General features: G+C 74.8%; 17 protein-coding genes. 10 read left to right on the top strand and 7 right to left on the bottom strand.

The window, feature by feature from the left end:
• Window positions 1–58 precede the first annotated feature (58 nt).
• On the bottom strand, window positions 59–400 hold the full coding sequence (locus ACPXCS_RS01820; RefSeq protein WP_425946129.1) for a DUF5713 family protein: 342 nt from the start codon (window positions 398–400) through the stop codon (window positions 59–61).
• Between the two features lie 47 nt (window positions 401–447).
• On the opposite strand from ACPXCS_RS01820, the gene ACPXCS_RS01815 reads away from it, so the two are divergent.
• Together ACPXCS_RS01815 and ACPXCS_RS01810 are read left to right on the top strand one after the other, a co-directional pair.
• Window positions 448–1,236 carry an N-formylglutamate amidohydrolase gene (locus ACPXCS_RS01815; RefSeq protein WP_425946128.1) on the top strand — a complete coding sequence of 263 codons (789 nt, stop codon included), beginning with the start codon at window positions 448–450 and terminating at the stop codon, window positions 1,234–1,236.
• 68 nt (window positions 1,237–1,304) lie between these two features.
• Window positions 1,305–2,528, top strand: coding sequence for a cytochrome P450 (locus ACPXCS_RS01810; protein WP_425946127.1), 1,224 nt, complete (start codon window positions 1,305–1,307; stop codon window positions 2,526–2,528).
• 105 nt (window positions 2,529–2,633) lie between these two features.
• Here the strand turns inward: ACPXCS_RS01810 and ACPXCS_RS01805 are convergent, their stop codons facing one another.
• From ACPXCS_RS01805 to ACPXCS_RS01795, 3 genes are all read right to left on the bottom strand, one after another.
• Window positions 2,634–3,143: a hypothetical protein gene (locus ACPXCS_RS01805; RefSeq protein ID WP_425946126.1), complete on the bottom strand. Its 510-nt coding sequence runs from the start codon at window positions 3,141–3,143 to the stop codon at window positions 2,634–2,636.
• Window positions 3,140–3,715, bottom strand: a complete 576-nt coding sequence (locus ACPXCS_RS01800) for an RNA polymerase sigma factor (protein WP_425946125.1) — start codon at window positions 3,713–3,715, stop codon at window positions 3,140–3,142. The genes ACPXCS_RS01805 and ACPXCS_RS01800 overlap by 4 nt, the downstream gene beginning before the upstream one ends.
• A gap of 62 nt (window positions 3,716–3,777) precedes the next feature.
• Window positions 3,778–5,208 carry a S8/S53 family peptidase gene (locus ACPXCS_RS01795; protein ID WP_425946124.1) on the bottom strand — a complete coding sequence of 477 codons (1,431 nt, stop codon included), beginning with the start codon at window positions 5,206–5,208 and terminating at the stop codon, window positions 3,778–3,780.
• A gap of 176 nt (window positions 5,209–5,384) precedes the next feature.
• On the opposite strand from ACPXCS_RS01795, the gene ACPXCS_RS01790 reads away from it, so the two are divergent.
• A complete protein-coding gene (locus tag ACPXCS_RS01790) occupies window positions 5,385–7,952 on the top strand; it encodes a CHAT domain-containing protein (RefSeq protein WP_425946411.1) in 2,568 nt (855 codons plus the stop codon).
• 171 nt (window positions 7,953–8,123) lie between these two features.
• Here the strand turns inward: ACPXCS_RS01790 and ACPXCS_RS01785 are convergent, their stop codons facing one another.
• Entirely contained in the window at window positions 8,124–9,824 is a 1,701-nt protein-coding gene (locus ACPXCS_RS01785; protein WP_425946410.1) for a LuxR C-terminal-related transcriptional regulator, read from the bottom strand.
• A 126-nt stretch (window positions 9,825–9,950) separates the two neighbouring features.
• On the opposite strand from ACPXCS_RS01785, the gene ACPXCS_RS01780 reads away from it, so the two are divergent.
• Entirely contained in the window at window positions 9,951–11,033 is a 1,083-nt protein-coding gene (locus tag ACPXCS_RS01780; protein WP_425946123.1) for a M12 family metallopeptidase, read from the top strand.
• Window positions 11,034–11,247: 214 nt separating this feature from the next.
• Here the strand turns inward: ACPXCS_RS01780 and tal are convergent, their stop codons facing one another.
• Entirely contained in the window at window positions 11,248–12,384 is a 1,137-nt protein-coding gene (tal, locus tag ACPXCS_RS01775; protein ID WP_425946122.1) for a transaldolase, read from the bottom strand.
• 890 nt (window positions 12,385–13,274) lie between these two features.
• Here tal and ACPXCS_RS01770 point away from each other — a divergent pair.
• The 6 genes from ACPXCS_RS01770 (at window position 13,275) to ACPXCS_RS01745 (ending at window position 19,570) form a co-directional block, all read left to right on the top strand.
• The gene (locus ACPXCS_RS01770) at window positions 13,275–14,447 is read left to right on the top strand and encodes a 3-deoxy-7-phosphoheptulonate synthase (protein WP_425946121.1); all 1,173 of its coding nucleotides are present in this window, start codon (window positions 13,275–13,277) and stop codon (window positions 14,445–14,447) included.
• Between the two features lie 74 nt (window positions 14,448–14,521).
• On the top strand, window positions 14,522–15,292 hold the full coding sequence (locus ACPXCS_RS01765) for a 2,3-dihydro-2,3-dihydroxybenzoate dehydrogenase (protein ID WP_425946120.1): 771 nt from the start codon (window positions 14,522–14,524) through the stop codon (window positions 15,290–15,292).
• 43 nt (window positions 15,293–15,335) lie between these two features.
• Window positions 15,336–15,959: an isochorismatase family protein gene (locus ACPXCS_RS01760; protein WP_425946119.1), complete on the top strand. Its 624-nt coding sequence runs from the start codon at window positions 15,336–15,338 to the stop codon at window positions 15,957–15,959.
• A complete protein-coding gene (locus tag ACPXCS_RS01755; protein ID WP_425970889.1) occupies window positions 15,956–17,899 on the top strand; it encodes an anthranilate synthase family protein in 1,944 nt (647 codons plus the stop codon). The genes ACPXCS_RS01760 and ACPXCS_RS01755 overlap by 4 nt, the downstream gene beginning before the upstream one ends.
• Window positions 17,868–19,052: a chorismate synthase gene (gene aroC / locus ACPXCS_RS01750; RefSeq protein ID WP_425970888.1), complete on the top strand. Its 1,185-nt coding sequence runs from the start codon at window positions 17,868–17,870 to the stop codon at window positions 19,050–19,052. Before ACPXCS_RS01755 ends, aroC begins: the two co-directional genes overlap by 32 nt.
• A complete protein-coding gene (locus ACPXCS_RS01745) occupies window positions 19,049–19,570 on the top strand; it encodes a shikimate kinase (protein WP_425946100.1) in 522 nt (173 codons plus the stop codon). Before aroC ends, ACPXCS_RS01745 begins: the two co-directional genes overlap by 4 nt.
• 82 nt (window positions 19,571–19,652) lie before the next feature.
• Here ACPXCS_RS01745 and ACPXCS_RS01740 read toward each other — a convergent pair whose 3' ends face one another.
• Entirely contained in the window at window positions 19,653–20,510 is an 858-nt protein-coding gene (locus ACPXCS_RS01740) for an arylamine N-acetyltransferase family protein (RefSeq protein WP_425946099.1), read from the bottom strand.
• Window positions 20,511–20,631 lie beyond the last annotated feature (121 nt).

Raw genomic sequence — 20,631 nt, 5'->3', positions numbered from 1 at the left:
CCGGTCCGCTGACCCGCGCCCCGGCCGGCATCGCGCCCGGCCGGGGCGCGGGCGTGTCTCACCAGTCGCGGGGGGCGATGAGCTCCTCCACGTCGGCGTCCGCGAAGCCGTAGGCCCGGGCGACGAACCAGAAGGCCTCCGCCAGTTCCTCCCTCGCCACCGTCTCGATCTCGCTGCCGGCCTCCTCGAAGGAGGTCTGGAGGTCGTTGAACTCCTCGGTGGCGGCGTGGGTCAGCGGGTACAGCGCCGCCGGGTCGGCGGGCTGCTCGGCCTCGATCCGCGCGCACAGCCGCAGCAGGATCTCCCTGCCCCGGTCCAGCACGTGGTCGGGGTAGTAGTCGTCTGCGTAGAGGGCCTTGAGGAACGGGTGTGTGGCCACTTCGTGGTTGCGGAGGGACATGCTGCGATCATGCACCAGGCCACTGACAACCGCCCCGGAGCCGCCCCATGCCCCCTGCCGTACCGCCCTTCGAGTTGCTGCCCGGCGCCGGCGGCTCCCCCGTGATCCTCCACGTGCCGCACTCCGCGCGGGCCCTCCCCGACGACGTGCGCGCGGGGATCGTGCTCGACGACGAGGCGCTCGCGCGCGAGCTCGACCACATCACCGACGCGCACACGGCCCGGCTCGCCGAGGCGGCGGCCGCACGGGCCGCGGTGCCGCCGTGGCGGTTCGTGAACCGGCTGTCGCGGCTGGTCGTCGACCCGGAGCGGTTCCCGGACGAGCGGGAGGAGATGCGGTCCGTCGGCATGGGCGCGGTGTACACGCGGACCACGCACGGCGCGCCGCTGCGCCCGGCGGACACCGACCCCGGGCCGCTCGTCGAACGGTACTTCCGGCCGTACGCGCGGGCGATGACGACGGCCGTGGCGGACCGGCTGGCGGCCACCGGACGGGCCGTGATCATCGACGTGCACTCGTACCCGAGCCGGCGGCTGCCGTACGAGCTGCACGGCGAGGGGCCCCGGCCGCCGGTGTGCCTGGGCACGGACGCCTTCCACACCTCCGCCGCACTGCTGGAGGCCGCCCGCGAGGCGTTCGGGGAGACGGGCCTGGACAGCCCCTTCAGCGGGACGTACGTGCCGCTGGAGTTCCACGGCAGTCAGCCGCGGGTCGAGGCCCTGATGGTGGAGATCCGCCGGGACACCTACATGACCGAGCCGGGCGGACCGGCCGGGCCCGGTCTTGAGCGGCTGGCCGGCGCGCTGGCCGGGCTCGTCGACGCGGTGTCCCGCTGAGCCGTCGCGGCCACCGGCTGGAGCACTCCGGCGCGACAACCGGGCGGGGGCACGGCGAGGGTGGGTGCATGACGGAGGAGACCACCACGCTGACCGGCCAGGCCCCGCCCCCGGTACGGGACTGGCCCGCCCTCGACCTGGACGGGACCGACTTCGACCCGGTCCTCACGGAGCTGATGCGCGAGGGGCCGCTGACCCGGATCCGGCTGCCCTTCGGTGAGGGCTGGGCGTGGCTGGCCACCCGCCACGAGGACGTCAGGCTGATCACCAACGATCCCCGCTTCGGCCGCCACGAGGTGACCCGGCGTCAGGTGACGCGCATGGCACCGCACTTCAAGCCGCGACCCGGTTCGCTCGCCTTCGCCGACCAGCCCGACCACAACCGGTTGCGCAAGGCCGTCGCCGGGGCCTTCACCGTCAGCGCGATGAAGCGGCTGCGGCCCCGCGCGCAGGAGATGCTCGACGCGCTGGTGGCGGACGTGGTGCGGGACGGGCCGCCCGCCGACCTGATCGAGCGGGTCCTCGAACCGTTCCCGATCGCGCTGGTCAGCGAGGTCATGGGAGTCCCGGAGGCCGACCGGGAGCGGGTGCACGCCTGGACCCGGCAGATCATCTCCACCTCGGGCGGGGCCGAGGCCGCCGACCGGGCGAAGCAGAGCCTGTACGGCTGGATCACACAGACGATCCGCTCCCGCGCGGACGGCACCGGCGAGGACGTGTACTCCCTGCTGGGCGCCGCCGTGGCGCGCGGCGACCTCGGCGCGACCGAGGCGATCGGCCTCGCAGGGCCGCTGCAGATCGGCGGCGAGGCCGTCACCCACAACTGCGGGCAGATGCTGTACCTGCTGCTCACCCGGGAGGAGTTGCGGCGGGCGTGGCAGGAGCGGCCCGAGGCGCGCGAGGCCCTCCTGGACGAACTGCTGCGCTACATCCCGCACCGCAGCTCCGTCGGCCTGGCCCGGATCGCCCTGGAGGACGTCGACCTGCACGGGCACCTGATCCGCGCGGGCGACCCGGTGTACGTCTCCTACCTCGCCGCCAACCGCGACCCGGAGGTCTTCCCGGAGCCGGACCGCATCGACCCCGACCGCGCGCCGAACCCGCATCTGGCCTTCGGCAACGGGCCGCACTACTGCACCGGGGCGGTCCTGGCCCGGCTCCAGACCGAACTGCTCCTCACCACCCTGTTCCAGCGCCTGCCGGAGCTGCGGCTCGCCGTCCCGCCGGAGCAGGTCGCCTGGCGGCGCAGGACGATGATCCGCGGGCCGCGGACCCTTCCCTGCGCCTGGTGAACGGGGTCGCCGAGCCGGCGGCCGTCCAGACCGCGTCCCTCGCCGGTACGGCCCGGGTCCGGCCCTTCGCCGGCCCGGCCCGGTCAAGTCCTTCGCGGGCCCGGACTAGGCCCGCAGCCACTCCGTGACGACCACGTCCTCGGCCGTGCGCAGCCGTAGCGCGAACGGGCCGGACAGGGGGACGTCGGCGGTGAAGCGGCCCAGGTCGTCCGCCGTCAGCGGGGAGCCGGGGCGGGGGCCGCCCAGGACCTCGATGCGGGCGGGCTGCGGCGGCAGCACCTGCCCCAGCAGCCCGTCCCGCGTCACCTCGACGTCGACGGTGACCCCGCCCGCCCGGAAGGTCAGCATCCGGGGAGCGGCGGGGGCGCCCCGGACCGGGAGGGCGTCGACCAGGGAGTCGAAGGTCAGCTCGGCGACGCGGGCGTCGAGGCCGTGCAGCGCGTAGGCGTCGACGGCCAGTTGCTGCAGCTCCGCCGGGACCGGGTCGAGGACGGCGGCGGCCCGCCGCAGCTCCTCCTCCAGCAGCCCGTCGTCGAAGTCCCCGTCGTCGAAGTCCTCTTCGTCGAAGAGGTCCTCGCCGCCGTCCGTGCCGTCGATGCCGTCGATGCCGCTCACATCGCCCCCCGCGCCTCTAGCCGGGCCCGCAGCCGGCGCAGGCAGCGCTGGCGCAGCGGCCCGATGCTGCCCACCGCGATGCCGAGCGCGGCGGACACGTCCTGGTAGCTGGGCGGCGGTGTGGCCATCAGCACCCGCAGCAACTGCCTGCAGCGCTCGCCCAGTTCTTCGAACTCCTGCCACAGCCGCCGGACGCGTTCGCTCTGGGCGGCGGCCTCCTCGGAGTCGAGCAGCGACTGTTCCGGCGTGCCGTCCTCGCTGACGCGGTCCAGCAGCCGGGGATCGTCGGTCAGGGTCAGCCGCTGCGCGCTCCTGATCACCTTCAGGCACTCGTGACGCGCGGTGCTCGCCAGCCACGCGCCCGCCTTGTCGGGCTCGCGGATCCGCCCGAGGTGCTGGGCGAAGCGGAACCACGCGGTCTGGTACACCTCGTGGGCGTCCGCGTCGGAGAGCCGGTGCGCCCGCACCACGGACCACACCAAGGGGCTCAGCCCTTCCACGAGCGCCTTCCAGGCAGCCGCGTCGCCGTCGGCCGCGGCCTGGACGAGCGCGCCGGCATCAGTACGTTCCACGGCAGCCCCACCCCTCGTGTACGGCACGTCATCGTACGCCGCGGAGGGGGCGGCTTCGGCCCTCACAGGCCGGGCGCCTGGCGCACGACCGGCACCGGGCGCCAGGTGGGCGGACGCAGCGCCGGGACGTACGCCCCGCGCACTTCCGCCCAGTCCGCCTGACTGAGCAGGAGTTGACGCCGGGCCGCGCGCGGGTCGGTCTCCTTGTGCGCCGTCATGTGCGCGGCGATCATGCCCGCGGTCACGGGGGTGGCGAAGGAGGTGCCGCTCCACTGGGCGTAGCCCTCGAACATCACCTGGTCCGGCTTGCCCGCGCCGCCCTCGTCGCTCAGGACCCCGCTGTGGCGCGGGTGCCGGCAGGTGCAGTCGTAGGTGAAGCCGTAGCGGCAGGCGTCGTACGTGGAGTGCTGGTAGACGTACGGGACGGGCGTGTCGAAACCCGTGAGGGCGCTGGTGAGGCGCTCGCCGGGGGCGTAGACCTTCACCCAGGGGCCGTGGTTGGTGAAGCAGGCGCCGTGCTCGCCGTCGCTGCGCAGCGCGCCGACCGACAGCACGGAGTCCTCCCAGCCGGGCAGGTCGGCGTAGGCGGCGGGCCAGAAAGGGCTGGCGCCGGCGTTGTTGCCGGCGGCGGCGACCAGCAGGGTGCGCTGCGCGCGCAGTTCCCGCATGAAGTTCTCCACGCCCAGCAGGCCGTCCGTGCGGCCGTTGGAGGTGCCGGCGGACAGGCTGAGCACGTCGGGCCAGCCGCCGGCGTCGACGGCCTCGAAGAGCTTCTCGCCGAACTCCGACTCCAGGACGGCGCCGGCGTCGTTGAGGGTGCCGCGGACGGTGATGTCGGTGTTGGGGGCGACGGCGGCGACCAGCCCGGCGATGAACGTGCCGTGGCCGACGTACTGCCGCAGGACGCCCTGCTCGTCGCACTCCTGCGCCTGGGCGTCGCCGTCGGTGTGGGCGAGCAGTGCGCAGGAGCGGTAGTCGTGCGTGAGGCCGGTGTCGACGACGAGGACGCCGACGGCCGTGGCCGGGTCGTGGGGCACGTCGGCCGGCGCCGGGTTGGGTGGCTCGCTGAGCGGGGCGGGGACCGGTTCGTCGCCGGGGCAGGCGTTGACCGCGATGTGCACCACGTGGTTGCGGGCGACCATCCGGTGCCCGGCCCGCGCCTCGCGCTCGCGCACCGAGCGCAGCGCCTGCGCGACGGCCCGGTCGGCTCCGCGGTGTCCCTCACCGGGGTCGCCGACCCGGATCCGGGTGACGCCGCTGCGGCCGGAGGCCGGGCCCGCGCGGCGGACCTGCTCCTGGTCGAGGTCGGGGGCCGCCGTGAAGTGCGCCCGCACGGTGTCCTCGACGACCTGCGCCTCCTCGCCGTCGCGGACGAGGACGACGCCCTTCTCGTACAGGAACTCGGCCGAGTCGTCGGGCCCCATCGCCAGGGGGACGCCGGGCATCGAGCGCTGGATCTGCTCGAACTGCTCGTGGAATCGCTGAGGTGCCATGGCGTGTCCTCCCGTTGGTGCGACGGCGTCGTCGTGCGCGGAGCGGTCGTCGATCCTGTCGGCATGAGTCGCCGGGCGGGTTTTTGATACAGCTCCGCACCTGTGGGGTGCCGTTCGGTGCCACTACCATCCGAGGAGTGACAGCGGGAAGCGACTCGGTGCTGGAACTGCTGCCGATGGTGTTCGCCGACCCGGGCGAGGCTCTCACGAGGGCCCGGGCGCTGCTGGACGCCGACCCCGCACCGCTGCACGCCTCCGTCGCGCACCAGGTGATCGGCATCTGGCAGCGGGACTTCGGCGATCTGCGGCTGGCCCTGCACCATCTGCGGCGGGCCCGGGACTCGGCGGCGCGCGCCGACTCGGCCGACCGGGAGGCGGACGTGCTGGCCACCACGGGAGTTGCCCTGGTGCATGCGGGCCGCACCCGGGAGGGCCTGGCGGCGTTCGAGCGCGGTGTGGCGCGCGGCGGCGGGCTCACCAGGGCGCGGGTGCTGTACCGGCGGGCGTACGTGTGGTGGGTGCTCGGCCGGCATCGCGAGGCGCTGGAGGACGTACGCCGTGCCGTGCCCGTGCTGCGGCAGGCGCAGGACGTGATCTGGACGGCGCGGGCGCTGACGCTGCGGGCGACCGTGCATCTCGCGCTCGGCGCGGTGGAGCGGGCCGAGGCGGACTTCACCGCGGCCGAGGCACTGTGGGAGACCACCGGCCAGGAGCACGACAAGGCCGACGCGGTGGAGAGCCGGGGGCTGGCCGCGTTCCGCTCCGGGGACGTGCCGGCGGCGCTGCGGCTGCTGGACGAGGCGGAGGAGCGCTACGCCCGGCTGGGCACACCGACGTTCATGCTGAACATCCGGCGCTGCGAGGTGCTGATGGCGGCCGGGCTGGCGCCCGAGGCGCTGGCGGAGGCGGACTCCGCGATCGGCAGGCTCGACGGGATCGGCGGGCAGTCCACCCGCAAGGCGGAGCTGCTGCTGGCCGCCGCGCGGGCGGCACGGCTGGCCGGGGACCCGCACACCGCGATCGCCCGCGCCGCCCTCGCCGTACGGCTGTTCGCGGGGCAGCGGCGCACGTGGTGGGAGACGCACGCCCGGCTGGTGCTGATCGAGGCGCGGCACGCGGCCGGGCGCGGTTCGGGGCGGCTGGTCGCGGACGCCGCCGCGGTGGCCGGGAAGCTGGCCTCCTTCGGCGCTCCGGCCGCGCCGGAGGCGTCGCTGCTGGCGGGCCGGATCGCGCTGGATCTGGGCTGGACGGCGGACGCCGAGCGGCATCTGGCCGTCGCGGCGCGCAGCCGGCGCAGCGGTCCCCCGCTGGCCCGGCTGACGGGCTGGTCGGCGCAGGCGCTGCGGGCCCGGGCCGCCGGGTCGGCGCGGGGCGTGCTGGAGGCCTGCCGGCGGGGCCTGGACGTGCTCGACGACCACCGGATGACGCTGGGCGCCTCGGAGTTGCGGGCCCGGGCCACCGAACAGGGCGCGGAGCTGGCGGCGTTGGCGCAGCAGGCCAGTCTGGTCGCGGGCGGGCCGCGGCGGTTGCTGGTGTGGAGCGAGCGCTGGCGGGCCACCGTGCTGGCCACGCCGCCGACCCGGCCGCCGGCCGACCCGGAGCTGCTGAGCGGCATGACCGCCTTCCGGGAGATCGCCGCACGGGCCGAGGCCGCGCGGATGGAGGGCCGGCCGGTCGTGGCGCTGGAGCGGGAGCAGCGGCGGCTGGAACGGGTGATCCGCTCCCGGACCCTGCACATGCGGGGCGGGGCGCCCGGCGACGGTGACCGTTTCGACGTCGGGCGGCTGCTGGCGCATCTCGGCGAGGAGACGCTGCTGGTGGAACTCGCCGTGCTGGACGGGCGGGTGCAGGTGCTGCTGTGCGGGCGGGGGCGGGTGCGCCGGTTCGAGGCGGGGCTGCTCGCCGAGGCGGAGCGGGAGGCCGAGCACGTGCAGGCCGGGCTGCGGCGGCTGGCGCATCCCGGGGCGGACGCGCGGCTGCCGGTGGTGGAGGCCGCCGGACGGCGCCTGGAGGAGCTGCTGCTGGGACCGGCGGCGGCGCGGCTGGGAGGCGGGCCGGTGGTGATCGTGCCGCCGGGGCGGCTGCACCGGGTGCCGTGGGCCCTGCTGCCGTCGCTGCGGGAGCGGGTGCTCAGCGTGTCGCCGTCGGCGGGCAGTTGGCTGCGCGCCCGGGAGACGGTGCCGCCGCCCGAGGGCCGTCATGTGCTGGTGCGCGGCCCGGGGCTCGCGACGGGCGGTGCGGAGGTGCCGGAACTGGCCGGCCGGTATCCCGGGGCGACCGTTCTGGAGGAGGGGCAGGCGCGCGTGCCGCGGGTCCTGCAGGAGCTGGACGGGGCGGCACTGGCGCACATCGCGGCGCACGGCACGTTCCGCGCGGACAGTCCGCTGTTCTCCGCCCTGCGGATGGCGGACGGGCCGATCGTCGTGCACGACTTCGAGCGGCTGGACCGCAGCCCGTACCGGATCATCCTGTCCTGCTGCGACACGGCCCGCTTCGCCTCCGTGGGCGCCGACGAGCTGCTCGGCCTGGTGACCGCGCTGCTGCCGCTGGGCACGGCCGGCGTGGTGGCGTGCAGCGCGCCCGTCAACGACGCCGCGGTGGTGCCGCTGATGCTCGCCCTGCACAAGGGCCTGGGCGCCGGCGTGTCCTTGGCGGAGGCCCTGCGCGACGCCCGGGCCGCCCTCCCGAGCGACGCCCTGCACCAGGCGACGGGGTGGGCGTTCTCGGCGTTCGGGGCGGCCTGAGGAGGCTTGCAGGGGCTGGAGGAGGCTGCGCAGGGGCGCCTCGCCCCGCCGGAGAGGTGCGGGGCGGCAGCGTTCCGGGCGTGGCCGCCCCGGAGGGCGACCCCGCCACGCCGGAGGTGTGGGGCGGCCTGACCCGTCCCCTGTTCGGGTCAGGCCGCCGGTTCGAGGGGGTCAGGCCGGCTGGGCCTGCGGGGCGTCCGTCAGCCACGGCAGGGCAGCGCGGTCGCTGGCGCCGAGTCGCGCGTAGGCGCTGTACAGGTGGTTGCCGACGGTGCGGATCGACAGGGTGAGACGTTCGGCGATCTGCCGGTTGCTCAGGCCCGCCGCGGCGAGGGTGACGATCTGCCGCTGCCTGGCGGTGAGTTCGCCGAGGGCCAGTCCGGACAGCGCGGGCGTCCGGGCGCCCTGGCAGCGCCGGGCCAGGGCGACGGCCCGGGCGCGGGCGTGCCGGGCGGCGCGCGGGTCCCGGTGCGCCGCCACGGCCTGGGCGAGCGCCTCGGCGGCGAACAGGGTGAAGCCCCGCCGCTCCAGTTCCCCGGCCACCTCGTCCAGGGCCGGGCCGTCGGCCCGGGTGAGGGCGTCGGCGTGCCGGGCGAACACGCCGGCGAGCCGGTCGATGACCTTCTCGGGGACACCGAGCCGGACGGCGTCGTAGGGCTCGGCGGGTCCCGCCTGCGCCGTGTCGAGGTCGCGCCAGGTGTCCGACGGCCCGTCGGCCCGGGCCAGTTCGGCCCGGCAGGCCGCGTCCCGGGGGTCGCCGCGCAGCCCTTCCCTCGCCCAGGCCGCGGCGTCCCGCACCTCGCCGCGCAGCCGGGCGAACCGGGCCCGTACGGCGGCGTACCCGCCCGGCAGGGGACCGCCCTCGGCGACCAGCCACTCCCCCACCGGCGTCGGCATCGCCCGTACGTCGTCCCGGTCGATCCGGCGGGCCAGCGCGGCGCGCTCCGCGTCGAGGGCGGTGGCGCGCTCCTGCGGGGTCCCGGCCAGCCGGCGGGCCCGCAGCCGGCCCGCCGCGGCGCGCAGCACCGGACCGAACAGCGGGTGGGCGAGGCGCACGGCACCGGTGTCGTCGACGTGGACCAGGCCGTCGGACTCCAGGACTTCGAGGGCCGTGAGGTCCAGGGCGTCCGCGTCCGGCGGCAGGGGTTCGGCGAAGGCGAGGCGGTCCAGGGTCTCGCGTTCGCGCGGGCAGGTGCGGCCGAGGACGGGGGCGGTGTGTTCCCGGACGGCCTGGGTCAGCGGCACCGGCCCCCGCCAGGCCCGTTCACCGGTGCCCGGCACGGGGGTCAGCCCGGGGCGGACCGCGCCCAGCAGGTCGCGCAGCAGCCGCAGATCTCCCCCGGCCAGCCGCAGCAGCCGCCGGCCGGTGAGCGGGTCGAGGGGGCCGGCGCCGGCCGTGAGCAGCCGGGCGGTCTCCTCCCCGGGAAGCGGCTCCAGGGTCAGGCGCGGCAGCAGCTCGCCGGTCCACAGCCGGGAGATCGCGCCGGGCACCGGCGTGCCGTCCGTGGCCACGACCAGGAGGCGGACGCGGCCGTCCACGGCGAGCTGGTGGACCAGGGCGGCGGAGGCGTCGTCGAGCAGTTGCGCGTCGTCCACCAGCAGCGTGCGCACGCCGGACAGGAGCTGCACGGCGCGGTGCAGGGTGACCGGCTCGGGCAGCAGGTGCGCGAAGGCGGCGAAGGGGATGGTCCGGCCCTCCGGCGTGCCGGCCGCCCGGGCGCAGTCGGTGCCGCGGACCGCCTCGGTGACCAGTCGGGTCTTGCCGCAGCCGGCCCGGCCGGTCACCACGGTGCCGCGGCGGCCGCCGGTCAGGGAGCGGCGCACCAGCTCCAGTTCGTCCTCCCGCCCGGCGAACGGCCAGGGCAGCTCCATCGTCGTCGCGTCCCTCGGGAAAGTCGTCACACAGACATGAGCGCGGCTACTCACGTTTGATACAGGGCGACTTGAGTAGCCCTCGACTCAGGTGCCGGGGCCGGGCCGCACGGCAGGCTGTGGCCCATGACCGCACGCTACTGCTCGCTGGCCCAGGCGCCGGCGCCCGCCTTCGCACCGGGGCTGGCCGCCGAGCGGCTGAGCGCGCTCAGGAGCGGGCGGCGGATGTGGGTCAACGGCACCGTGCTGCACTACTGGTTCTTCGACGGCGACACCGACGCGTCCGTCATCCCCGTGCCGGGGGCGGGGATGACGCGGCGGGTGCCGTGGGCCGGCGCCGAGCAGCAGCGGGACGTGGTGCGCGCGGGCTTCCGCCAGTGGCAGGACCTCGGCATCGGGATCTCCTTCGCCGAGGTCGAGGACCGCTCGGAGGCCGAACTGCGCATCGGCTTCCAGCGCGGCGACGGCTCGTGGTCGGCGGTGGGCCGGGACGCGCTGCTGGCCGGCCGGCACGAGCGCACCATGAACTTCGGCTGGGACCTGACCGCGCCCGGGGAGCGCGGGACGGCCCTGCACGAGATCGGGCACGCGCTCGGCATGCTGCACGAGCACCAGAGCCCGTTCGCCGGCATCCACTGGGACGACGAGGCCGTCTACGCCGAGCTGGCGGGCCCGCCGAACCACTGGAGCCGGGAGCGGACGGACCGCAACATCCTGCGCAAGCTCGGCCCGGACGAGGTCAACGGCTCCGTCTGGGACCCGCAGTCGATCATGGAGTTCCCGTTCCCGTCGGGGCTGGTCCTGGAGCCGGAGCGGTACCGCGCGGGCATCGACCCGCCCGGCACGCTGTCGGCCGCCGACAAGGAGTTCGCGCTCCGCTGGTATCCGCCGGCGGACCAGGAGCCGCCCGCGCTGGTGCCGTTCCGCTCGGTGCCGCTGGGCCTGGGCCCGGGCGAGCAGGCCGACTTCGTGATCGACCCGCCGGAGACCCGCACGTACACGCTCGGCACCTTCGGTGACGGCGACGCCGTCGTGGTGGTCTTCGAGGAGCGGGACGGGGAACCGCGGTACCTCGCCGGGCGGGACGACGGGGGGACCGCGCAGAACGCCACGATCGGCGTCCGGCTCGTGAAGGGCCGCCGCTACATCGTCCGGATACGTCTGTACTCCGCGTGGGGTGCCGGCGAGACGGCGGTGATGTGCTGGTGACGGCACACGTCCGCCGCACGGACACCTGAGCCACAGTCCGGCACCGGGGGAGCGGTCGAGGACGTCGCCCATGGGGGTGGGCGACGTCCTCGACCACGCCACACCCGCGCCACACCCTCGACCACGCCACACCCTCGACGCCGCCGGGCCCTGCCCTCGGCCACGCCCCGCCCACTCGGCCGCAGCGTGCCTCTCGGCCTCGCCGCCCGGGCCGCTACCCCCGGTGGGCCGTGCGCCGGCCCGCGTCCACCGCGGCGTACAGGTCGCGCCACGCGGCCGCCAGTCGTCTGGCGCTCTCGGCCTCCAGCTTCCGGGCGACCTCGTCGCCGTCGATGCCGAGGCGCTCCAGTCGCCCCCACACCTCGACGGCCGAGCGGTGACGGCCCATCAGCGTGTCGCCGCACAGGGCGAGACGGCGGGCGGCCGCCTCCAGGGTGGGCAGGGTCATCGCGCTGATCGTGCCCCAGGTGACGAGCCGCTCCACGTAGCGGGTGGGGGTCGAGGACGGGTCGCTCACGGTGGTGGCCGTCCACATCAGCCGTTGCGGGTGGCCTCCCGCGGCGGCCAGGGACCGCCAGTCGGCGCCGCCGAACCAGTCGTCGTACATCTGGTAGAAGTGGCGGGCACGCGCCACGGCGGCCTCGCCGCGCAGGGCCAGGGCGTCCGGGGTGCCCAGTTCCTCCAGGCGCGCGTCGACCTCGGCGTCCAGCAGGCCCACCGGCAGCGAGACCACCGAGGAGAGCGCCGGGAGCCGCCGGCCCTCGGCGAGGGCGCGCCGCAGTCCGTCCACGTAGGCGTCCAGGGCCTCGCGGTAGCGCGCCACCGAGAACACCGACGTGATGTGGACCGGGAAGCCCTCGCCGACGCACTCCCGGATGGCGGCGATCCCTTCCGCGGTGGCCGGCAGCTTGACCATCGCGTTGGGCCGGTTGACCGCGCGCAGCGCCTGCTCCGCCTCCGCGACGGCCGACTCGACGTCGTGCGCGAGACGCGGGTCCAGGTCCATCGACACCAGGCCGTCCAGGCCCCGTGTGGCCCGGTAGACCGGGCGGAGTTCGTCGCAGGCCCAGCGGACGTCGTACGCCGCCACCGCGCGCACCGCGTCGGCGGCGCAGATGTCGTCGGAGGCCAGGCCCGCGAGTTGTGCACGGTAGGCGTCGTCGGTCTCGACCGCCGCGGCCAGCGCGGCCGGGTCGGACGTCGCACCCCGGACGCCGGTGCGCGCGATGAGCCGGGTCAGGCATCCGGAGACGAGGTGACCGCGGGTGAGTCCGTCCAGCCAGGGCGAGACGCCCTCCGCGACCAGTTCGTCCAGCTCCAGCACGCCCGGTTGCCTCAGCCGGTCCGACATGGCGGGTCGTCACTCCTTGCTGCTCGGTCCCGAGTTCAAGCGTCACCGTCAGGTTATTCGCATGCACCCGAGATGAACTACGGGTGTCGTGCCACATTGGCGCAAAGTGGTTCCGACATCGACTTGATGAAGTAGCGGCTATTTGACGAAGTGCGTCGATCGCCATTGGGCCCGCCTTCGCTTTCGATACAGGATCGGAGCGAACAGCCGGCCCGAGGTCCGGCACGGCCACTCCGTCTGCCGAGGGAGCACCGCGTGCACGACCCACATCGCCGTCCTCGACGGCCCTGCACGGGACTTGTCCGCACTCCGCACGCCGACCGGCGCCGGAGGGCTCGCCACCTGGGCGAACGACCTGTTTTTTCCGGCCGGGCCCCGGCGCGGCCCCTCCGGGGCCGACACTCGAACGGCCCTTCGGATCCCGGCGGGGCCGCGCCGCGCGCGGCCCCGTGACGGCCGTTCCGGTTTCCCGGCCGGACACCTGAACGGGGTGAACCGGAAAGCGCCACATCCCGGCCGGTAACGCAATTGCGGGGCTGCGTCATTGCGTGCCCCTGCGTCCGGGTGCGCCGCAAAGTGAGCAATTCCCGCCCGCGTTCCCGCCACCTATCGCACGACCGGAGCTGCACCTCCGGAGCTATCCCCAGAGCTATTACGCGTGCCGGACAAAGGGGCGGTCGTCGCGCCCCGGCACGCGGACGGGCACCACCCGCACGGCCCGCGGCGGCGCCGCTCGTGCGGCTTGTCCGATGACCGGCGGCCCCGGCGCACCCCGGTGCGCCCGGCCCCGCCGGCCCACGTCCGAGACCCGCACGGCCGCGCACGCACGGGGTTCGCTTCGCCCCGGCGATGGCGCGCCGCAGTCACGCCCTTCGCCAAAGGAGACACCAGTGGACGACGCTCTGCTCGACATCAAGGACAAACCGGCCAGGCAGCAGCCCGAGTGGGGTGATGCGTCACGGGTGCGGCAGGTCGCGGACACCCTGGCCGGCCGCCCGGCCCTCGTCGACGCTGCCGACGTCGACACGCTGCGCTCGCTGCTGGCCCGGGTCGCCTCGGGCGAGGCCCTGGTGGTCCAGTCCGGCGACTGCGCCGAGGACCCCGCCGAGTGCACGCCCGGCTATGTCGCCCGGAAGACGGCGGTGCTGGACCTGCTGGCCGGCGCGCTGAAGATGATCACGCACAAGCCGGTGATCCGCGTCGGCCGGATCGCGGGTCAGTTCGGCAAGCCCCGCTCCAGCCCGACCGAGCTGGTCGGGGGTAGGGAACTGCCGTCCTACCGGGGCCACATGGTCAACGGCCCGGAGCCCGACCCGGAGAGCCGGCGCCCCGATCCCGGGCGCATGCTGGCCTGCTACCAGGCGGCCGGCGAGATCATGACGCACCTCGGCTGGCAGGACGCCGGACGGCGGCACGCCGTCGAGCCGCGGGTGTGGACCAGCCACGAGGCGCTGATCCTGGACTACGAACTCCCCCTGGTCCGCCGCGACGACCGGGGCCGGCTCGTCCTCACCTCCACGCACTGGCCCTGGATCGGCGAGCGCACCCGCCAGCTCGACGGCGCGCACGTCGCCCTGCTGTCCCGGGTCGCCAACCCGGTCGCCTGCAAGATCGGGCCCAAGGTGACGGCCGACGAGCTCCTCGGGCTGTGCGAACGGCTCGACCCGGACCGGGAGAAGGGCCGCCTGACCCTCATCGCCCGCATGGGGGCCGGCACCGTCGGCGATCGCCTGCCGAAGCTCGTCGCCGCGGCCCGCGAGGCCGGCCATCCGGTGATCTGGCTGACCGACGCCATGCACGGCAACACCGTCACCCTGCCGGGCGGTCTCAAGACGCGCTTCCTGGAGACGATCGAGCGGGAGATCCAGGAGTTCCAGGAGGCCGTCCGCTCCGAGGGCGGCGTCATCGGCGGGCTGCACCTGGAGACCACGCCGGACGACGTCACCGAGTGCGTCCCCAACGACGCCTGCGTCGAGCACGTCGCGGACAAGTACACGTCCTACTGCGATCCGCGCCTCAACCCGAGCCAGGCCGTCGCCGTGGCCTCGGCCTGGCTCGGCTGAACAGCTCCGCCACCCACCCCGGCCGGCACGGGGCACGGCCGTCGGGCAGACACGCAGATGAGGAGGTCCTGAAGATGGACGGAAAGGTCGCACTCGTCACCGGGGCGGCGGGCGGCATCGGCGAGGCGGTGGCCCGCGCCCTCGGCGAACGCGGCGCGGTGGTGGGAGCCGTGGACCGCGACGCCGACCGGCTGCGGCAGGTGGTGGACAAGCTGCGCGCGGACGGCCTGGAGGCGCAGGCGCTGCCCGCCGACGTCACCGCCGCCGCCGACGTCGACGCCGTGGTGCGCGAGGCCGAGGAGCGCCTCGGTCCGCTGGAGTACCTGGTCAACGGGGCCGGCGTGCTGCGTCTGGGCACCGTGCGCAACCTCACCGACGAGGACTGGGCGACGACGTTCGCCGTCAACGCCACCGGCGTCTTCCTGATGTCGCGGGCCGTCGTCAACCGCATGCTGCCGCGCCGGCGCGGCGCGATCGTCACCGTGGCGTCCAACGCCGCCGCCACCCCGCGGGTGCAGATGGCCGCCTACGCCGCGTCCAAGGCGGCGGCGACCATGTTCACCAAGAGCCTGGGCCTGGAGGTCGCCCGGGAGGGCATCCGCTGCAACGTGGTGGCACCGGGCTCCACCAGCACCCCGATGCTCACGTCCATGTGGCACGACGAGTCCGGCCCCAGGCACACGATCGAGGGGCGGCTGGACGCGTTCCGGGTCGGCATCCCGCTGGGCAAGGTGGCGCGCCCCTCGGACGTCGCCGGCGCCGTCGCCTTCCTGCTGTCCGACGAGGCCTCCCACATCACCCTGCACGAACTCACCGTCGACGGCGGCGCCGCGCTCGGCGCCTGACCCCCGACCCCCCACCGACCTGAGGCGACCAGGAGAGCAACTCATGGCAGGCATACCCGAGATCACCCCCTACCCGATGCCGGCGGCCGGCGACCTGCCCGGCAACGTGGCCCAGTGGTCCGTCGACCCGGACCGCGCCGTCCTGCTGGTGCACGACATGCAGCGCTACTTCCTGCGGCCCCTGCCCGACGGCCTGCGCGAGGAACTCGTGGGCAACGCCCGGCAGGTGCGCGAGCACTGCGCCGGGCTCGGCATGCCGGTGGCGTACACGGCGCAGCCCGGCGGCATGACCGACGAACAGCGGGGCCTGCTCAAGGACTTCTGGGGCCCGGGCATGCGCACCGCGCCCGCCGACCGGCAGGTCGTCGACGAACTGGCCCCGGCCCCCGGGGACTGGGAGCTCACCAAGTGGCGTTACAGCGCCTTCTTCCGCTCCGACCTGCTGGAGCGGATGCGCGCCGCCGGCCGGGACCAGCTGGTGCTGTGCGGCGTGTACGCCCACGTGGGGGTGCTGATGACCGCCGTGGAGGCGTTCACCCATGACATCCAGCCGTTCCTGGTGGCCGACGCGACGGCCGACTTCTCCGAGTACCACCACCGGCTGGCCCTGGAGTACGCGGCGCAGCGCTGCGCCGTCGTCGTGACCACCAAGGAGGTCCTGGCATGACCGGCACCGCGAGCGGCGACCTGCTCGGCCGGATCCTGGGCGAGCGGCCACCGGCCGCGTACGCCCTGCTGCACCGCCCCGAGACGACCGGCCCGGGCGTGCTGGACGTCGTCGTCGGCGAGGCGGCCGAGTCGCGGACCCTCGCCGAACTGCCCCTGCCCGACGCCGCGGAGGCGTCCGGCGGTCCCCGCCACGAGGTGCTGGCCCTGGTGCCGTACCGGCAGATCGCCGAGCGCGGATTCGACTGCCCCGACGACGGCACCCCGCTGCTCGCCATGACCGTCACCGGTCAGGCCACCGTGCCCGTCACCGAGGTGCTGACCCGGATCCCCGACCTGCCCGTGGAGCTGTCCGGGGGCGGCTTCGACGTCCCGGACGAGGAGTACGCCGCCACCGTCCGCCGGGTCGTCAAGGACGAGATCGGCACCGGGGAGGGCGCCAACTTCGTCATCAAGCGGACCTACACCGCCGACATCACCGGCTACACCCCGCGGCACGCGCTGGCGGTCTTCCGGCGCCTGCTGCAACGCGAGAGCGGCGCTCACTGGACGTTCCTGGTGCACACCGGCTCGCGCACGCTCGTCGGCGCCACCCCCGAGCGGCACATCAGCGTGCGCGAGGGCCTGGCGGTGATGAACCCGATCAGCGGCACCTACTGCTACCCGGCCGCCGGCCCGGCCCTGCCGGAGGTGCTGGACTTCCTCGCCGACCGCAAGGAGGCCGACGAGCTGTACATGGTCGTCGACGAGGAACTGAAGATGATGGCCCGGATCTGCGAGGAGGGCGGCCGGGTGGTCGGGCCGTACCTCAAGGAGATGGCCCGCCTCGCCCACACCGAGTACTTCATCGAGGGCCACAGCACGCGCGACCCGCGCGACATCCTGCGCGAGACGCTCTTCGCCCCGACCGTCACCGGCAGCCCGCTGGAGAACGCCTGCCGGGTCATCAACCGGTACGAACCCGAGGGGCGCGGCTACTACAGCGGCGTCGTCGCGCTGATCGGCCGTGACGAGCACGGCGAGCGGACGCTGGACTCCTCCATCCTGATCCGCACCGCCGACATCGACGCCTCCGGCCGGCTGCGGATCGGCGTCGGCGCCACGCTCGTACGGCACTCCGACCCGGAGAGCGAGGTCGCCGAGACGGCGGCGAAGGCGGCGGGGCTGCTCGCGGCCATCGAGAGCCACGGTCCCACCCGCTTCGCGGACCATCCGCGGGTGCGGTCGGCGCTGGAGGAGCGCAACGCCACCCTCGCCGGCTTCTGGCTGGCCGGTCACGGCTCCGGGACGCGGCCGGATCCGGAGCTGAGCGGACGCCGTGTGCTGGTCGTCGACGCCGAGGACACCTTCACGTCCATGCTGGACCATCAACTGCGCTCTCTGGGGCTGCGGGTGACGGTCCGCCGCTTCGACGAGCCGTACTCCACGGACGGCTACGACCTCGTGGTGATGGGGCCCGGTCCGGGCGACCCGCGCGACGTCGGGCACCCCAAGATCGCCCACCTGCGGGCCGCGGTGCGCACCCTGCTCGACGAACGGCGCCCGTTCCTCGCCGTCTGCCTGAGCCACCAGACGCTGTCCACGCTGCTCGGTTTCCCGCTGGTGCGCCGGGCGGTCCCCAACCAGGGCGTGCAGCGGGAGATCGACCTGTTCGGGGCCCGGGAGCGGGTCGGTTTCTACAACACGTTCGCCGCCCGCGCCGAGGAGGACAAGGCCGAGTGCGAGGGGGTGGGCGTGGTGGAGGTCAGCCGCGATCCCGAGACCGGCGAGGTGCACGCGCTGCGCGGCCCGTACTTCGCGTCGATGCAGTTCCACCCCGAGTCGGTGCTCACCCAGGACGGCGTACGCATCGTCGGCGACCTCATCAAGGAGGTCCTCCCCCAGGCGACGGGAAAGGAGCGCGGCACCGTTGAGCAGGTTGCGCTGGCTGACCGCGGGTGAGTCCCACGGTCCCGCACTCGTGGCGACGCTGGAGGGTCTTCCCGCCGGCGTGCCGATCACCACGGACATGGTGGCGGACCATCTCGCGAGGCGTCGGCTGGGCTATGGCCGCGGTGCCCGGATGAAGTTCGAGCGGGACGAGGTCACCTTCCTCGGCGGGGTGCGGCACGGTCGCACGCTGGGTTCCCCGGTCGCGATCATGGTGGGCAACACCGAGTGGCCCAAGTGGGAGCAGGTGATGGCGGCCGATCCGGTCGATCCGGAGGTGCTGGCCGGGCTGGCCCGTAACGCGCCGCTGACCCGTCCGCGTCCCGGTCACGCGGATCTGGCGGGCATGCAGAAGTACGGCTTCGAGGAGGCCCGGCCGATCCTGGAGCGGGCTTCCGCGCGGGAGACGGCGGCCCGGGTGGCGCTGGGTGCGGTGGCCCGCTCCTACCTGAAGGAGACCACCGGCGTCGAGATCGTCAGCCATGTGGTGGAGCTGGCGGCGGCGAAGGCGCCGAAGGGGGTGTACCCGACGCCGGCGGACGTGGAGCGGCTGGACGCGGATCCGGTGCGCTGCCTGGACGCGGACGCGTCGAAGGCGATGGTCGCCGAGATCGACCAGGCGCACAAGGACGGTGACACCCTCGGGGGTGTGGTGGAGATCCTGGCCTACGGTGTGCCGGTGGGGCTGGGTTCGCACGTGCACTGGGACCGCAAGCTCGACGCCCGGCTCGCCGGCGCGCTGATGGGCATCCAGGCCATCAAGGGCGTGGAGATCGGCGACGGTTTCGAACTGGCGCGGGTACCGGGGTCCAAGGCGCACGACGAGATCCTCGCGACCGAGGAGGGCGTCAGGCGGGCCTCGGGCCGCTCGGGCGGCACCGAGGGTGGCCTCACCACCGGTGAACTGCTGCGGGTACGCGCCGCGATGAAGCCGATCGCGACCGTGCCGCGGGCGCTGCGGACGGTGGACGTCACCACCGGCGATGCCGCGCAGGCCCACCACCAGCGTTCCGACGTGTGCGCGGTCCCGGCGGCCGGGATCGTGGCGGAGGCGATGGTGGCGCTGGTGCTGGCGGACGCGGTGGCGGAGAAGTTCGGCGGGGACAGCGTGGCCGAGACGCGCCGCAACGTCACCTCGTACCTCGACCACCTCGCGATCCGATGAGCGGGCCGCTGGTCGTGCTGGTCGGCCCGATGGGGGTGGGCAAGTCCACCGTCGGGCGGCTGCTGGCCGAGCGGCTCGGGGTCGCCTACCGGGACACCGACGACGACATCGTCGCCGAACAGGGCCGGACCATCGCCGAGATCTTCGTCGACGAGGGCGAGCCCGCCTTCCGCGCGATCGAGGCCCGGGCGGTGGCCCGGGCCCTCGCCGGGCACGACGGCGTGCTCGCGCTGGGCGGCGGCGCGGTCCTCGACGCGCGGACCCGCGAGCTGCTGGCCGGGCTGCCGGTGGTCTTCCTCGACGCCGACGCGGGCGAGGCGGTCCGGCGCATCGGGCAGGACCCCGGCCGGCCGCTGCTCGCGGGCGATCCGCACCGGCGGTGGCGTGCCCTGGCCGCGGCCCGCCGCCCTCTCTACGCCGAGGTGGCCCGGGCGGTGGTCGACACCGGCGGGCGCACCCCGGAGGGTGTCGCGGAGGCCGTGCTGGCGGCGCTGGCCCCGCGGGCGACGAGAGCCTGACGGCCCGGCACGAGAACTCCCCGTCCCGCACGCGTCACCGTGCGGGGCGGGGAGTTCTCGTGCGGGCGGTGCCGCCGGGCCGTCACCGCCGGGCGGCGAGGAAGTCGTGCAGCAGCCGTTCCTCCTCGGCGGTGAGCGGCAGCCCGAACGTGGTGCGCACCGCGTCCACCGTCTCGTGCGGGCGCAGGACACGCAGGCGCTGCTCGCCGCTGCGGTACTCGGTGATGAACTCGTTGTTCTTGAGCCGGTACCGCTCCTCGTCGCCGGCCCTCTGGACCACGAGCTGCCCGACGAAGGGCGAACCGGGACGGGTGGAGCTGACGTAGTGGGCGGCCTGGAAGTCGACGGCGTACTGGGGCTCGGTGCGGAAGGCGTAGATGTCGAACCAGCCCTCGGGCCGCCAGTACTGCAGGAGCCAGTGGTCGTCCTCGGTCGTCAGGCGCCACGACCAGCCGTCGACGGTGCTCTCCGCTCCGGGCTGCAGGGCGATGGGTTCGATGAGCGCGGCGTAGCCGTAGCCGGGGTCGGCCAGCCACACGGTGTCGTCCGCCCGCACCAGCAGGGCCGTGTGGGAACGGAACCGGCGCTTGTCGCTGCCTTCGCGGATGCGCACCAGGAGCCGGGTGACGGCGAAGCCGAAGCGGTCGAGCGCGGCGGCGAACAGCAGGTTCGTCTCGTAGCAGTAGCCGCCGCGGCCCGCCTGGACGATCTTGCGCTGGAGGGCGTCGATGTCGAGGGAGACCGTGCGTCCCAGGGCGATGTCGACGTTCTCGAAGCAGACGGAGTCCCGGTGGGCGCGGTGGAGCGCGCGGAGCGCCGCGAGGGAGGAGTCGCGCGGCCCCCGGTAGCCGATGCGGGCGAGGTAGGCGTCTAGGTCGAGCAGCTTGCTGCCCCACTCCGGGGAGTCGTCGACCAGGAGGGGCAGACCTGAGGTGTCCATGAGCGTCCTTCCGCCGGTGCGAGAGGGGGGTCGGTGCGCACGGCGGTGCGGCGCGCGGCCCGGCCCCGGGGCGCGCGCCCCCCCCCCCCCCCCCGGGGGCGGGCCCCCCACACCCCCGCGA

Origin of the sequence: Streptomyces sp. DT190 (genome assembly GCF_049846985.1) — a bacterium.
In the GTDB taxonomy this organism is placed as follows: Bacteria; Actinomycetota; Actinomycetes; order Streptomycetales; family Streptomycetaceae; genus Streptomyces.
This window is presented reverse-complemented; position numbering and strand designations above follow the sequence as displayed.

What these genes read in the sequence shown, in the direction of transcription:
- ACPXCS_RS01785 (WP_425946410.1), bottom strand. Translation starts at nt 9,824, where the DNA reads ATGGAGCTGCCCTGGCCGTTCGCCGGGCGGGAGGACGAACTGGAGCTG.
- ACPXCS_RS01820 (WP_425946129.1), bottom strand. Translation starts at nt 400, where the DNA reads ATGTCCCTCCGCAACCACGAAGTGGCCACACACCCGTTCCTCAAGGCC.
- ACPXCS_RS01765 (WP_425946120.1), top strand. Translation starts at nt 14,522, where the DNA reads ATGGACGGAAAGGTCGCACTCGTCACCGGGGCGGCGGGCGGCATCGGC.
- tal (WP_425946122.1), bottom strand. Translation starts at nt 12,384, where the DNA reads ATGTCGGACCGGCTGAGGCAACCGGGCGTGCTGGAGCTGGACGAACTG.
- ACPXCS_RS01745 (WP_425946100.1), top strand. Translation starts at nt 19,049, where the DNA reads ATGAGCGGGCCGCTGGTCGTGCTGGTCGGCCCGATGGGGGTGGGCAAG.
- ACPXCS_RS01795 (WP_425946124.1), bottom strand. Translation starts at nt 5,208, where the DNA reads ATGGCACCTCAGCGATTCCACGAGCAGTTCGAGCAGATCCAGCGCTCG.
- ACPXCS_RS01815 (WP_425946128.1), top strand. Translation starts at nt 448, where the DNA reads ATGCCCCCTGCCGTACCGCCCTTCGAGTTGCTGCCCGGCGCCGGCGGC.
- ACPXCS_RS01790 (WP_425946411.1), top strand. Translation starts at nt 5,385, where the DNA reads ATGGTGTTCGCCGACCCGGGCGAGGCTCTCACGAGGGCCCGGGCGCTG.
- ACPXCS_RS01780 (WP_425946123.1), top strand. Translation starts at nt 9,951, where the DNA reads ATGACCGCACGCTACTGCTCGCTGGCCCAGGCGCCGGCGCCCGCCTTC.
- ACPXCS_RS01810 (WP_425946127.1), top strand. Translation starts at nt 1,305, where the DNA reads ATGACGGAGGAGACCACCACGCTGACCGGCCAGGCCCCGCCCCCGGTA.
- ACPXCS_RS01740 (WP_425946099.1), bottom strand. Translation starts at nt 20,510, where the DNA reads ATGGACACCTCAGGTCTGCCCCTCCTGGTCGACGACTCCCCGGAGTGG.
- ACPXCS_RS01755 (WP_425970889.1), top strand. Translation starts at nt 15,956, where the DNA reads ATGACCGGCACCGCGAGCGGCGACCTGCTCGGCCGGATCCTGGGCGAG.
- ACPXCS_RS01760 (WP_425946119.1), top strand. Translation starts at nt 15,336, where the DNA reads ATGGCAGGCATACCCGAGATCACCCCCTACCCGATGCCGGCGGCCGGC.